Source organism: Streptomyces sp. Y309 (genome assembly GCF_056712025.1).
On record NZ_CM160048.1, the window covers coordinates 677,378 to 691,597 of the forward strand.

Consider the following 14,220-nt stretch of genomic DNA (forward strand, 5'->3'; position numbering starts at 1 on the left):
CGGACGTGTTTCCCGGGGATTTGGTTTCAGCGGCGCTTCACCAGCCGTGTGATCCTTGCCACGTTCGCGTTCTCCGCCGGCATTCGTGCCCCCGAAATCTCAGGCCCTGTTTTCACGCGCCAGGGTCTTCTTCGAGCCGGATCGCACCGGTCGGGCAACGGGATACGACCTCGCGCAGAACGTCCAGCAGTCCGGTGTCGGGCTGTGCGTCGAGCAGCACGACGGAGCCGTCCTCGTCGCTCTGGTCGAACAGGTCAGGCGCGATCAACGCGCACTGGCCCGCCGAACAGCACACGTCACGGTCGGCGGTGATCCTCATCGGGTCTCAGTCCTACCTTGTTGTTCGAGATGGGCCGACATGTCTACGTCTTGTGGGCCCTCTTGCATGACGGTGACGGACGGTGGGAGAACATCCCACCGTCCGTCGCATTCACCGCTTGTACGTCTCGCTCAGTCGTCCCAGGTGACGCGAAGCGACCTGGGGCCGTAGTGCACGCAGTCGTCCCGCATCGGGACCTCATCGGCCGGTACGGCCAGTCGCAGCGTGGGGAACCTGTCGAACAGGGCCTCGTAGCCGACGCGCAGGATCGTGCGGGCGAGATGCTGGCCGAGACACTGGTGGACGCCGTGGCCGAGCCCCAGGTGCCCGTGATCCGTACGGCCGATGTCCAGCTGATCGGGGTTCTCGTAGCGCTCGGGGTCGCGGTTGACGGCGGGGAGGGCGACAGTGACCACCTCGCCCTTCTTGATGGTCCGACCGGCGAACTCGACATCTTCGAGCGCCCACCGGCTGGCCCCGAGGTGGGAGATGGTGAGGAAACGGAGGAGCTCTTCGACGGCCGCCCCCATGAGCTCCGGGTCCTCCTGGAGCTTGACCAGTTGATCGGGGTGCTCGAGCAGGGTGTAGACGCCCATGGCGAGCATGTTGCCCGTGGTGTCGAAGGCCCCGGTGATCAACGTGGCAGTCATGCCCATGAGTTCTTGCTCGGTGAGCTGCCCGCCGCGGATGAGGTCCCCGAGCATGTCGTCCCGGGGGTCGTCCATCCGGCTGGGGACGAAGCGGGCCAGGAACCCGCTCATCCCGGACACGGCGGCGAGCGCCGCGGGAACGGTGGAGGAGAGCCGGCCGAGTGTCTCCACATGACGCTGGAGACTCTTCCGCTCCGATTCGGGGACCCCGATCATCTCGCACATCACCCGGGAGGGAACAGATTCGGTGAAGACCTCCACCAGGTCGGCGCCCGGCCCGGCCTTTTCCAGATCGTCGAGTTGCTCGTGCACAATTCGCTCGATCATGGGGGTGAGTTGACGCGTGCGCCGGACCGTGAAAAAGCCGGTGACCAGCTTGCGATACTTGCTGTGGACCGGGTCGTCCGTCTTCGCAAAAGCACCCGGATCGGCCGGACCGTCGTACGCCAGCTCCGTGGGGACGGGGGAGATCAGCCCTTCCTGGCGCGCGCTGAAACTCTTATGGGTGAGCAGTTCCTTCGCTTCGGCATGCCGGGTGATGAGCCACCCGGGCGTGCCGCCCGGATAACTCATGCGCGTTATTCGCTCCTGCTCACGCAGCGGGGTGTAGCCATCCGGAGGATCGAAGGGGCAGCTCCGCTTGGTGGGCAGCGACACAGGGGGGTGCAGGGCGTCGACCAAGACTCCTCCATCGATTCACAGTCCATGCATCGAGGTCGTCGGCGGCTACACCGGCTGGCTCGATCTCGATGTTAGCTTCGCCGTCGACCCGATAACTCACCAAAAGGACTCTGCGGGCGCGTTCTGTGAAATTCCTTAGACAAAAGGCGGGAGCTGTTGACCCCTGCGCGCGAGTGCACTCACCGCGACGTCCGAACGCGTGGCGGCTCCACCTCTCCCCGACCCCGGGCACGCCGGCTCCGGCTGCCGCGTTCCTGTCGGCACCGACATGCGTGGGAGGGGGTCCGTCCGATGCCACCACCGCAGGCTCTCGCGCTGGGCGGACCCGGAGTTCGCGACGGAGAGGCGCAGGGCAGGGCCGACGAGGTGCGGGGCACACACCCCTCCGAGGCGGCTCGGTGCCGTGGCCATGGGCGCGATGGGCGTCCAGCGGGTGCGCACCGGCCGGCAGGTCGGGACGGGCAAGTCCGAGAAGCGGGCCCAGATCACGGCGGTCCTGCAAGGGCCCGATCCGGCTTGTCTGTCTGCCGCACGCCGGCTGCCCGGCCCCCTTCGGTTTTCCCATGTCCCAGGCGCTGGGGCGGTGGACGTCCTGTCGGTGCAATACCCCGGCAGACAGGATCGCAGGGATGAGACCGGGACCACTGACATCGATGTCTACGCCGACAGGCCGACCGGCGAACCCGCGCCATGGCTGGACCGGCCACTGGCTCTTTTCGGCCCCGGCATGGGCGCAGTTCGGGTGCCCGTGGCGGCCGTGTCCTGGGACAGTGGGCCGGGCCGGGTGAGGCTTCCGTTCAGCCAGGCCGCGGTGAGTTCTGTCCGGGAGCGGCAGCCGGTGCGCTGGAACAGCCGTGTCAGGCGCTGTTCCACGGTCTTGTGGCTGCAGGCGAGTTCTGCGGCGATCTGCCGGTTGGTCGCGCCGTTGCTGACCATGCGTGCCAGCCTGATGTCGAGTTCGGTCAGCTTGTCGTTGGGTTGGCGGAGTCTCGGTACAGGGATGTTGCGCAGCTGTGCGACACGGTTGACGGCGCTGCGGAAGGGCCGCCCGAGGGCGAGGTTGTGGGCGTTGCGCATGGCCTCGGTCAGCCAGGAGCGGGGGTCGTCGGCGATGTGCGCCAGGCCCAGGCTGGAGATGACGCTCAGGTAGACGTCACCTCGACTCTTGAGTAATCGGTGAGCGGTCAGCGCGCTGTCCACGTCGTGGTGTGCGATGCCACGTGCCATGAGGAGGGCCTCGTGGGTCATGGGTGTGGCCGCCTCCTCGTGCAAGGTTTCCAGTTCCTCCAGGGCCTGCTCGACCGTCTGCGGTCTGCCCTCGCAGGCGGCGAGCGACAGGATGCGCAGCAGCACACGCTCGACACCGGCGAGCCGGCCGCTCTTTCGTGCCTGCCGCGCGTCGTGCCAGGCCCCCTCCAGCGCCTCGTCCTCTCGGCCCGACCGGTACCGGACGGCCAGCCGTGCTCGCGCCGCCAGCGGATGGGTGACGGTGTCGGGAATCAGGCCGAGCCACACGTGGGCACGTGCGACGTCCCCACGCATGCAGTGGATTTCCGCGGCCAGCGCCCGCGCCAGGTGGGGGACGCCTGCCGCGCCGTGGGTCCGGCTGCGCACCTCGATGCGGCGGGCGCCGACCAGCGCGGCCTCCCAGTCCCCCGCCAGGTAGTCATGCATCATGCCCCGGTACTGGACGGCGATGCTTTCCGGTGCCGCGGTGTACCGGTCACCGAGGACAGCGGCGAGAGCACCGGCCAGGTCTGCGTAGGCGGCGGCGTTGCGCAGCCGGTCCAGGGCTCCCTCGTCGATCGTGCTGGGAGGCAGGCTCTGTAATGCCCGGCGCAGTTCGGTGTGGCTACCCACCGCGGCGGTCATCAGGTGCAGTTCGGCGGGCGAGGGCAACGGTGCACAGCCGAGTCCGGGACCGGTGTCCGGGGCGGGGTTCGCGGTGGATGCCGGCCGGGGCGGCAGCGGGCCGATACCGTAGACGCCGCCGAGTGCTGCCAGTCCGGTCGCGGCGGGAAGCGGTTCCAGCGCCTCACGATAGCGGGGGTCGGTGTCATCGTCGTACGGGGAGCGGTGTTCGTGAACGGCCGCCCACACCCAGGCACTGGCACTGGCACTGGCACTGGCACTGGCACTGGCACTGGCAACAGCCTGCAGGTCCGCCGGTGTCTCGGCGTCCTCGGTGATTTCGGTGTGCTGCAGGTCCAGGCAGGCGAGCAGCGGCTCGCCGAGCGCCAGAAGCCCGCCGGTGTCGCCGTGCCGCAGGCTCAGGCTGCTCGCCTCGTTGAGCACGCCTGGTGTGCGCCCATCCTGCGGCGTGAGCCGGCGAAGTGCCGCAGCGTAGGCGCGGGCAGATCTTGGCCAGTTGGTCCTGGCGTCCTCGCGGGCCGCGGCCAGCAGCAGCGGCACAGCGAGAGCGTCGTCCAGGCGCGGCCCGGCGGCTGCGACGTGGTCGGCCAGCCTCGGGTAGCCACCACCGGCGGCTTCGGCTCCGAGCCGGCCCACCAACGGCGTGACAAGCCGCGCGTGCAAGCACTGCACGCCGCACCGGTCGGACAGAGTCCGTAAGGCGGCCGCGAGCGCCGGGACGGCGAACGACACGCGGCCCTGCTGGTCGATGGTCAGTATCCGGTCCGCGACCAGCCGGTCCAGTGTGCGCTCGATGTGCTGGGCGTCGGCCGACGGCGTCAGCCGGGATACGTCGTCGACGTGGACTTCGGCGTGGTCCAGCCCATGGGCGGCGACGATCGCCGCCCGGACGATCTCGAAGCCCGCGGGCGCGTGGGGCCGGCCGAACCCGAGTAACTCGGCCAGCTCCGTGGTCAACCGCAGATGCTTTTCGGGAAGCGTGAGACACAGCCGGCCGTCGAGTTCCAGCAGGTCTTGCTCGTCCAGTGTGTCGAGCACCGACAGCACGGCCCGCGGGTTGCCCGTCAGTGTGCCCAGCGCCCGCGAGACGGCGTCCGCCAGCGCGGGTTCGGCTGGACGGCCGAACCGCCTGGCGATGTGGCCGCTGACGAGCGTGGCGACGTCGGCCGGCTGCAGTGGCGGCAGTTGGAGAATCTGGTCGGCCGCGGCCGTCAGCTGGGCGCGGCCGGGGTCCGCCGCGGGCTGCGGCCGGCCGGCCATCACCACGGGTACGCCGCGTGGGCGGGAGACCCGCAACAGCAGCACCAATGCTTCGGCGCTGCGTTGCGGCATGCGCTCGACGCCGTCGACGACCAGCGCGAACGGGGTCTGGCGGGATGTTTCGGTCAGTGCCTCGGAGAAGGCGGACAGCCCGGTGAACTGCCCCTTTCGCGCGGCGGCGCGCAACCGTGCCCGGCGGGCGGTGGTGAGAGGCGGCAGGCAGCCGTCGGGGTCCTCGACGAACAGGCCGCGCCCGGAGTCGATGACGATCGCGTTGGGCGTGTCCTCGGTGTCTTCGTCTTTCCAGCCGAGCCGAACAACTACGGCGCCGTCCTGGGCCGCCGCACGCCTCGCCTGCTCCACCACGGCGGTCTTGCCCATCCCGGCCTCGGCGGTGATGAGCAGGACACGCGCCGCGTCACCCGTGGCGCACAGGGCATCGGCTACTTCGCGGACGTCGCCGTCCCTGCCGATGACCGCTCCATGTTGCTGCTGCACAATGCCACCTCACTCGTTTTCATCAACCTGAAAGGAGGATGGCTCCCGGCTGATTTTCGTTTATCGGGGAAGGGGTGGACGGCGTTCCTATGCCGGGAGTTGGCACGTGGGCCCTGGTTGGTTCACCGCGTGGCGGCGACACTCATAATGTCAGCGGGCCAGGTCCAGAAGCGGGCGCAGCCGAAGACGGCCGTGTCCATAGCCAACCTGGGCAAACCATTGAACAAGGGGATGCACTGCACAGTGGCTTCGTGGTCGGGCAACAACCAACTGGTCCGCTGGGGTACGGCCGCGCGAGTGGACGGCACCGACGACTGCCTGCTCGGCCGCGAGCGCGAGTCGGAAGAGATCCACGACTGCCTGAGCGACCCTGACGGCCCGCGTCTGGTGCTCGTGCGGGGCGAACGCGGCGTGGGCCGCAGTACGTTCCTCAAGGCGGTCGGCGAGCGGCTGCGTGCACAAGGGACCGCCGCGACTGCCGTGAACTGTGTTCCGGGCGACGGTGCACGGCCTCTGCTGCTGGCACTGCGGCTGGTCATGGTGCTCGAAGAGCACCCATCCACTGGGGAACGCCGGCGGCCGGCCGGAGGGCTGGTTACTCGGGCACGGTCCGCCGTCGACCGGCGTGACCGGACGGCCATGGACGCATTGCTCCGCGCTGTCCTGGCCCGTTCCGCGCCGGTGACCGTCATGGTCGACGACGCCCAGCATGCCGACCCCGATTCCTTGGCCCTGCTGAGCGGGATCGACGTCTCGCGGCTCGCGCCCGATGTCCGCCTGGTGGTGTCGGCAGTGCAGAATGTCGCACCGAGCGCGGACGGCACGAGAGCCGGCGGCCCTGATGGTGTCGGCGTGGGCACCTCACCCCCTGGGCGGAAGGCCGAGAAGGCCCGGACACCAGGCCGCACGAGTATGCCCGGGACCGTCGACCAGTTGGCCGGTGCCGAAGGGACCCGCACGGTGGTGCTGCCTCCGCTGGGACCGGAAGACACTGCCGCGCTGGTGGCGAGGTGGTTGCAGGCGACGCCCGACGCCGTCCTGGCCCGGCAGACAGGCGAGTTGACCCGCGGTGTCCCGGGGGCGGTCGAGGCTCTGATCACCGGATGGGCTCGGCGGGGCAAGATCCGGGTCGCCGACAGCCACGCCTTCATCGGCGCGAGGACGCCGGTACCCGTTCTGCCGGACGACGACCGGTTCGTCTCGGCGCTGGACGCACTGGGCGAGCCGTACAGTGCGGTGGCCGCAGCGCTGAGCATCCTGTGGCCGCTCGGCCGACCGGCCCTGGAACTGACCGCGACCTGGACCGGCTTGTCCGCCGACACTGTCGTCGACGGCGTGCGCGGCCTGGTCGAGGCGGGGATCGTCGACGAACTGACCGGCCCGGACGACGCCACGGTAGCGGGCTGGACCTTCCGTCTTCCGCTGACAGCGCACACCGTCCGGGAGCGGCTGCGGCCGATGGAACGCGGCCGGCTGTCCGCCACGGCCGTCGAGGTCCTCTGGGCACACGCGGACGCGGAGCGCGCCGGACAGGTCATCCCCTCGGCGCCGGTCCTGCTGGACGAAAAAGAGGCACTGGCCTACCGGGCAGACCGGATCGCGGACGCAGGCGGCCTGGTCGACCGTGACCGTGCGGTGGCCGAACTGACGGACGCCGCCCAGCGGATGCGGCCCGGCACCGATGACCATCCGGTGCTCCGGTGGCTCAAGGCCGCCGCCCACCTGATCGAGCAGCCCAGCCACCGCGATCTTGCCCTGCAGCGGTACGCCACGGCCGCCTACCTGGCGTACGACTACCAAACCGGCCGTGCCGTCGGGGACACACTGCTGCGCAACCCACGACAAGCGCTGACCGCACTCGACCTGCAGGAGGTCGCCTGCCTTGTCGTGGCGGCCATCGCCAACGCACGGGACTGGCCCACGATGTCCCGACTCGCAACGCCCCATTGGTGGGACGAGCTACCGGTACCCGCCCTGGCCAAGGTGACCGGCCAGGCCATGGCTCTGTGCCATCTGGCGCAATGGCGGAAGACGGCGGAACTGCTCGAAAAGACCGAGGCGGTATGGAACACCAGTCCACGCGCACGTGCGGTGCCCGGCCGTTTCAGCGCCATGGCCGAACTGGCAATGGGCCGACCAGAACCCTACCGGCGCGAACTGGCCATGCAAGACGCCCCGGAGTTACCCCCTGGCAAGGTGTACTCGCTGGCCGGCGGCACGTGCGACACCCTGCTCACCGGCTACGACCTCAACGCGGCCAAAACCCTGCTGGAGACAGCCGGCCTGAGCGTGCAAGTGCTGCCCCCGCTCAGCCAGTTCCTCTTCAATCACCTCACGGGCCGGTGGGACCAGGCACTGGAATCGGCCCGCCGGTTGCTGGCCAGCGAGGAGGTCCAGTCGACTCCGGTGGCGGACCGCTCGCCGCTACCCGCTCGCACTATGGCCATCCTTCTCGCCCGAGGCCGCATCACCAGCGCTCTCCAGCTGGTGGAGGGTCTGCGTGGTCCCGAAGGGAGCCCGCCACAGTGCGCACTGCACGCATCGGAAGCAGAAGTGCTCATGACCCTCGGCGACCTGGACGGCGCCGAGAAGACACTGCGCAGCGGACTGGACACGGCACAGGCACACGACCAGATCTACGGCACAGACGAGCTGTGGGCCTTGCTGGCAGAGGTGACAGCCAAGGCGGGGCGCACCGCCGAGGCGATGGCCTGCCTGCAACGCCTGGAGCGGATCACCACGCAGACGGGCACCGACCGGTCCCGCCTGCGGCACCTGCTGGCCTCGGCCCTCACCCTGCGACATGACGCCCCCGACATCGCCCGCCGCAACCTGCGCGAGGCCGTGGACCTCGCTCGCACCCGCAGCCTGCCTTTCGAGACGGCAACCACCCTGGTGGCCGCCGCCGAGATGGGCGCCGGCCCGCCCACGCTGCTCAACGAGGCGTACGAACTGTTCGGCCTGACCGGTGCCACCCTGTGGCGCTTCCACACAAGGACCGCGATGCGAGAGGCCGGGCTCACCATCCCCGGCCGCAAGCAGGCCACCGCCGAGAACGACCACCTGCTGACCGCCCTGCTCGCCGAACAGCTCACCAACCGCCAGATCGCCACCGTCCTGTACCTCAATGAGGACGCGGTCTCCCGGCGACTGTCCCGGCTGTTCGCCCGAACCGGAAAACGCTCCCGCACCGAACTCGTCACCGCCGTACTCACCGGCACGCTTGGCTCCCTCTGACACCGCCGGGCCCTCGACCCGCGAGCCACCCGGCCGCCCACGCGGACCTTTACGCGAGCGCGTGGCTCTCTCGTCGCCGACCTGCCCGTATTCGGCATTGCAGAGGGCATCGCAGGACGGCAGTTGGTAGACGGTGATCCAGTCGTGCTCGGCGACGAAGTCCCGGAGCCCCACTGCACGGTGGATGTGGAGGTTTTCCCATATGAGGATGAATGGGGCGTCGAGCTGTTGGTGGACGGCGCTGAGCAGGTCGCGGTAGTCGGTCCAGGAGAAGCTGCGGCATCCGGCTTTCGCATGGCCGCCGTGGGGGTCGTGGAGGATGTGCCGGCAGATCAGGCGGGACCGCTCGCCGAGGCGGTAGCAGCACAGGGCAGCCACCGATACCCGGCCCCGGGACCGCCTCCTGACCCGTATCACCGGGGTGTGCCCGCGCCGGCACCAGGTGCGGGAGGTGGGCGGCGTCACCGAGAAACCGGCCTCGTCCTCGAAGACGATCCAGGCGTCGAGCGCCGCCGCGGTGCTTCCACCTGGGGCCAGGTCTCCTTCACCCAGCCGGTGACCGCCCCCCCTCGTCCCGCTCCAGCGCCCGCCGGGCCGGGACCTGGTGGCTAAACCCGTGGCGGTGCAGCATCTCCGCGATGGCCGACAGCGAGAGCGCCTTGTGGAAGCGGCGCTCGATCAACGTCTTGATCCTGGCCAGGGTCCAGGTCTGATCTCGCCACCCGTACGCGATCGACCCTCTTGCCAACTCCTGCTCCAGGACCGTGAACAGGGCCTCGCGCAGCTTTGGCCGGGCAGCCGACCCCTTGGAATGCAGAGCCTGCTGCCCGCCGTCCTGCCAGGCGGCGCGCCATCGCTGCACCGAACGCACATGCGCTCCCGAAACACCCGACGCACGGCGAAGCCACTCCCCCGCTGTCTCCGATCAAGCTACAGAGACCACACAAGCCCTGGCCCCCGTACGGCAGTTCAGCGTGCTGTTGTCGTCCAGCCCACGTGGCGCGTATCTGGCTCGACGTACCGTCGTACGCCAACTCGGGGCTTGGGGGCGGCCGGTCGAGGCGGCGGAGCACGTCGTGGCGGAACTTCCGGCTCACGCTGCGGCTCGCGCCGAGCGGGCTGCTGCGGGTGGAGGTGAGCGACGCGTGCGCCGAGCGGCTGCCACGGGCGCCGAGGGGGCGGAGCCGGACGACGAGTCGGGCCGGGGGATCGCCCTGGTGGCGGCGTTCGCGGACCGGTGGGGCACGGAGGTCGGGCCGGAGCCGCACAAGACGGTGTGGGCGGAGCTCGACCGCGTGGGCGCGCCAGGGGCCACAACGGCGCCCTCCACCGCCTTCACCAGGCCAGTCACTGCCAGCCAGTGGAGACCGTTTGGGTATCGCGGGTCCCTCGCACCGACAGCACCGCCTCCTTCGTCATCCCGACAGACGGCCACTGCGAGTGACGACAGCAGCTACCCGTGAGGCGCTCGTTGCATCCCATCCCAAGCCCATGCCCATGCCCGAGCTGAAGTGGGCGGCCGGGTATCCGTTCGCGATTCTGCTGATGGAGGTGGTGTGCGTGAGTCTGTACTTCGTGTTCAAGCGGCGGGGCTGGCTCTAGGCCGCGGAAGTGATTCCTCTCGCTCAAGGAGCACCGGCGGCGCGAGTGGTATTTGTCGGGCGTTGATCAGCTATTGATCGTCTGTTCCTAGCCTCCTCGAGACAGAGACCCGGGTAACAGCACCGGGGTCGCGATGCGAGGCAGAGGACGGGCCACCATGAGGAAGTCGCTGAGGAAGCCGCACATTTGGGGCACGTTGACCCTTGCCGTCATAGGTGTCACCGCCATGCCGTCCACGGCGCAGGCGGCTCAGTTACAGGGGCAGGTCGTCGGGCTCGGGGGCAAGTGCCTCGATGTCCGCGGCGGCAGCACCGGCAACGGCACCCCCGTACAGATTCACACCTGCAACAGCACCGAGTCCCAGAGATGGACGTACAACGAACAGCCCGGTGAGGTCGGTGCCACGATGACCGCGTTCGGCAAGTGCCTGGACGTCGCGTCCAGTGGCACCGCCGACCGCACCCCCGTACAGCTGTGGGACTGCAATGGCTCGGGTGCCCAGAAGTGGGTCCGCTACCAGGGCGACGTCCTCATCAACCCGCAGTCGAGCAAGTGCCTGGACGTCACCGGCGGGAACCCGGAGGACGGCACCCCCGTGCAGCTCTTCACCTGCAACTTCACGGCGTCCCAGGTCTGGAAGTGGGGCTCCGACCAAGGCCAGAAGCCGCCCGCCGGACTGCAGCGGCAGGTGTTCGACCTGGTCAACAACTACCGTGTGCAGCACGGCAAGGCGCCGCTCCAGTACGACGACGCCGTCGCGCGCACCGCGCAGGACGAGGCCGACGAGCAGGCCCGTCGCGGCCAGCAGGGCCACTGGACCTTCGCCAACATGAGGGACTCGCTGAAGAAGTACGGCTACTCCCGCCCGATCGGCAAGACCAGCGAGAACGCGGCCGGTGCTCGGGGCTTCTGGAAGGACGCCCCTTCGGTGGTCGACGCGTGGATCAAGGAGCCGCTGCACGAGAGGAACATCCTGGACGACAGCATCAAGTACACCGGCGTCGGCGTCACGGTCGACTCGAACGGCACCCACTGGTGGGCACAGGACTTCGTGGGCTGAGGAGAGGCCGGCAAGGCCCGGGCACGGGAGGCGTGGCAGGACCCTTCGTGGCGTCAGATCTCCCCGAGATGCCGCGCGACGTCGTCCGCGTCGGGCAGGCCGAGCTCACGGAAGACGCTCTCCGCACGGCGGTAGTGCTCCTGGGCCCGGTCGGCGTCGCCCTGGGCCCGGTGGGCGTGGCCGAGCTGTGCGAGGGCGCGGGCGAGGATGCCCGCGTCGCCGCGCGCCTCGGCGATGTCCCGTGCCCGCGCGGCGTGTTCGGCGGCCTCCGCGGGCCGTCCCGAGACGTTGTGGGCCTCGGCGATCGCGCCAAGCAGGAGGCCCTCGCGGAAGCGGGAGCCCGTCTCACGCCACAGGCGCAGGCTCTCGTGCAGGCTGTCGAAGGCCTCGGACGTCCGCCCGGTCCGCAGGCAGACCTGGCCGAGGTTGTGCAGCGCGTTGGCCCGGCCCGCGACGTCCCCGGTCGCCCGGGTGACGGCGACGGCCTCGCGGCAGCGCGCAAGGCCGTCCTCGGCCCGGCCGGTGGCCAGCAGGGCCAGGCCGAGGAAGCCGAGCGCGTACGCCTCGATGCCGCGGCTGGCCAGGGCCCTGCAGTGGGCCAGCGCCTCGGTCAGCATGGCGTGCGCGGCGGTGAAGTCGCGCAGGGCAAGGGCGCCTCCGCCGCGAGTGATCAGGACGTGGGCGAGCAGCGTCCTGTCCCCGGCCTCCCGGCACAGCTCGATGGCCCGGTCCAGGGAGGGGGCACCGAGCAGCATGGCGAAGCGGTACTGCACGGAACCGCCCAGCATGTACAGGGCGCGTGCTTCCGCGGTGCGGTGGCCGGCGGCGCGCGCGGCCTCGGCCAGGGTCCGGGCGGCGCGTTCGATGCCGTAGGGCTGCGCGCCGAGGCGGCCGAGCGGGTCCGCGGCAAGGAGCAGGTCCGCGCAGACGGTCAGCGACAGGGAGGCGTCGCCCGCCGCCTGCTCGACGAGTCCCAGGAGCGACGTCTGCTCGTCGAGCAGCCAGGCGGCGGCCTCCCGCGGGCCGGTGAAGTCCAGGCCCTCGGAGCGCAGTGCGGCTGCGTGCCCGGGGAACACGTCGTCGGGCAGCGACGCCCGGTGGGCGTCGAGGGCGGTGGCGAGGCAGAACTCAAGGAGGCGGGTAAGTGCGGCGGTTCGCTCGTGGTCCGGCACTTCGGCGAACGCGGTCTGACGGGCGAAGAGCCGGAGCAGGTCGTGGTAGCGGTAGCGGCCGGGGGCGACCGACTCCAGCAGGCTCAGATCGACAAGCGACTCGCACAGCTCCTCCGCCTCCCGCTCCGGCCGGGCGAGCAGCGCCGCGGCGACGGGCACGCCCAGTTCGGGCATCTCGGGCAGGGACAGGAGCCGGAAGGCGCGGACATGCTCGGCGTCAAGCAGTTCCATGCCGAGCCGGAAGGTCGTCTCCACGGCGTTGCCCTCCGCCCTGAACGCCTTGAGGCGGCGCCGCTCGTCCGCAAGGAGCGCGGCGGTCTCCGCGAGCGTGTGATCCGGCCGGGCGACAAGGCGGGAGGCCACGATGCGGATGGCGAGCGGCAGATGGCCGCAGGCATCCAGCACCTCGGCGGCGGCCTCCGGCTCGGCGGACACGCTCTGGCTGCCGACGAGCCGGGTCAGCAGCTCCAGGGACTCCGCCCGCACCATGGGCCGCAGGTCCACCAGGGTGGCCCCGGTCAGGCCGACGAGCCGGGAGCGGCTGGTGAGCAGCACCGCGCTGCCGGGCGCGCCGGGCAGCAGGTCGCGCACCTGGGCCGGGTCGCGGGCGTTGTCAAGGACGACGAGCACCTGCCGGGTGGCGAGCATGGAGCGGTAGAGGGCGGCCCGCTCCCCCGGCAGCGCCGGGAGGTGACCGGCGCCGACGCCGAGGACGCACAGGAAGCGGCCGAGCACCTCCATGGGCTCCGCGGGCCGGAGGTCGGTTCCCCTCAGGTCCGCGTAGAGCTGCCCGTCCGGGAAGCGATGGCGCATCCGCTGGGCCACGTGGACGGCCAGGGCGGTCTTGCCGATGCCGCCCATCCCGCTGATGGAGCTGACGGCGACGGTCCCGCCCCTCTCCAGTGCGGTGCACAGCCGGTCGGCCTCGTCGCCCCGGCCCGTGAAGTCGGCGGTGTCCTGGGGCAGTTGAGTCGACCCGTACGACCGGTCCGGAACGCGGAGCCCGGCCGCGTCGCCCGTCTGCCGCCCGGGTCCTGCGGTGAGGATCTGCTGCTGGAGCCGGTCCAGGCCAGGACCCGGGCGGGTGCCCAGCTCCTCGGCGAGCGCGCGGCGGACGTGCGCGTGGACGTCGAGTGCGTCCGCCTGCCGTCCGGCGTGGTGCAGCGCTGTCATCAGCAGCTCGTGGACCCGCTCGCGCCACGGGTGTTCGGCGGCAAGCACGCGCAGCGGACCGAGCGCGTTGTCGTGCCCGCCCAGCGCGATCTCGGCGTCCCAGCGGGCCTCGACCGCCGACAGGCGCAGCTCCTCAAGACGGGTGCGCTGGGCCTCGGCGTACGGGCCGGGCACGCCGGCGAGCGGCCTGCCGCGCCACAGGTCAAGGGCGGAGACGAGCAGTGACCGTGCCCGTTCGGGCCGGCCGGCGGCCCGGGCCCGCCGCGCCTCGGCCGTACGGAGCTCGAAGACCGTCAGGTCGACGTCCTCCGGGGCGACGCGCAAGGTGTAGCCGTCGCCCGTCGTCAGCAGCGTGCGCGCGGCGGCGCGGGGTGCCCGGCCGGGCTCAAGGAGTCGACGCAGGGTGAAGACGTGGGTGCGCAACGACCCCAGCACGCCGAGCGGGGCCTCGTCGCCCCAGACCGCGGCGATCAGTTCCCGGGCGGACACGGGGGTACGCGCCCGTAGCAGCAGCACCGCGAGCACCGCCTGCCGCTGGGGCGCGCCGACGGGCACCTCGGCCGACCCGTCGTGCATGCGAAGGGGACCGAGAACGGTGAAGCGGTGGGCGGCGGTTCGCCCGGACTCACCGCCGGAGGAGTGGCCGGGCGAGGCAGTGGGGGGCATGGGATGTCTCCGAACGACATGAGGGCCAGG

General features: G+C 70.7%; 6 protein-coding genes and 2 pseudogenes. 3 read left to right on the top strand and 5 right to left on the bottom strand.

The features are described from left to right. Nucleotides 1-112 precede the first annotated feature (112 nt). From AC0KTA_RS02385 to AC0KTA_RS02395, 3 genes are all read right to left on the bottom strand, one after another. The gene (locus tag AC0KTA_RS02385) at nt 113-319 is read right to left on the bottom strand and encodes a ferredoxin (RefSeq protein ID WP_481053396.1); all 207 of its coding nucleotides are present in this window, start codon (nt 317-319) and stop codon (nt 113-115) included. A gap of 131 nt (nt 320-450) precedes the next feature. After that, nucleotides 451-1,650 (bottom strand): cytochrome P450, encoded by a 1,200-nt coding sequence (locus AC0KTA_RS02390; protein ID WP_481053397.1) that lies wholly within the window; start codon nt 1,648-1,650, stop codon nt 451-453. 657 nt (nt 1,651-2,307) lie between these two features. Then, nucleotides 2,308-5,280, bottom strand: a complete 2,973-nt coding sequence (locus tag AC0KTA_RS02395; RefSeq protein ID WP_481053398.1) for a helix-turn-helix transcriptional regulator — start codon at nt 5,278-5,280, stop codon at nt 2,308-2,310. Nucleotides 5,281-5,472: 192 nt separating this feature from the next. Here AC0KTA_RS02395 and AC0KTA_RS02400 point away from each other — a divergent pair, with 192 nt between their 5' ends. Then, nucleotides 5,473-8,517 carry an AAA family ATPase gene (locus tag AC0KTA_RS02400; RefSeq protein ID WP_481053399.1) on the top strand — a complete coding sequence of 1,015 codons (3,045 nt, stop codon included), beginning with the start codon at nt 5,473-5,475 and terminating at the stop codon, nt 8,515-8,517. A gap of 117 nt (nt 8,518-8,634) precedes the next feature. On the opposite strand, the pseudogene AC0KTA_RS02405 reads toward AC0KTA_RS02400, so the two are convergent. Further along, nucleotides 8,635-9,388: pseudogene (locus tag AC0KTA_RS02405) on the bottom strand (winged helix-turn-helix domain-containing protein); the annotation flags it as partial. A 626-nt stretch (nt 9,389-10,014) separates the two neighbouring features. Here AC0KTA_RS02405 and AC0KTA_RS02410 point away from each other — a divergent pair. Next, nucleotides 10,015-10,119: pseudogene (locus AC0KTA_RS02410) on the top strand (transporter); the annotation flags it as partial. Nucleotides 10,120-10,276: 157 nt separating this feature from the next. Continuing rightward, a complete protein-coding gene (locus AC0KTA_RS02415; protein ID WP_481053400.1) occupies nt 10,277-11,179 on the top strand; it encodes an RICIN domain-containing protein in 903 nt (300 codons plus the stop codon). Between the two features lie 53 nt (nt 11,180-11,232). On the opposite strand, the gene AC0KTA_RS02420 is transcribed toward AC0KTA_RS02415, so the two are convergent. After that, the gene (locus AC0KTA_RS02420; RefSeq protein ID WP_481053401.1) at nt 11,233-14,190 is read right to left on the bottom strand and encodes an AfsR/SARP family transcriptional regulator; all 2,958 of its coding nucleotides are present in this window, start codon (nt 14,188-14,190) and stop codon (nt 11,233-11,235) included. Between the last annotated feature and the right edge of the window lie 30 nt (nt 14,191-14,220).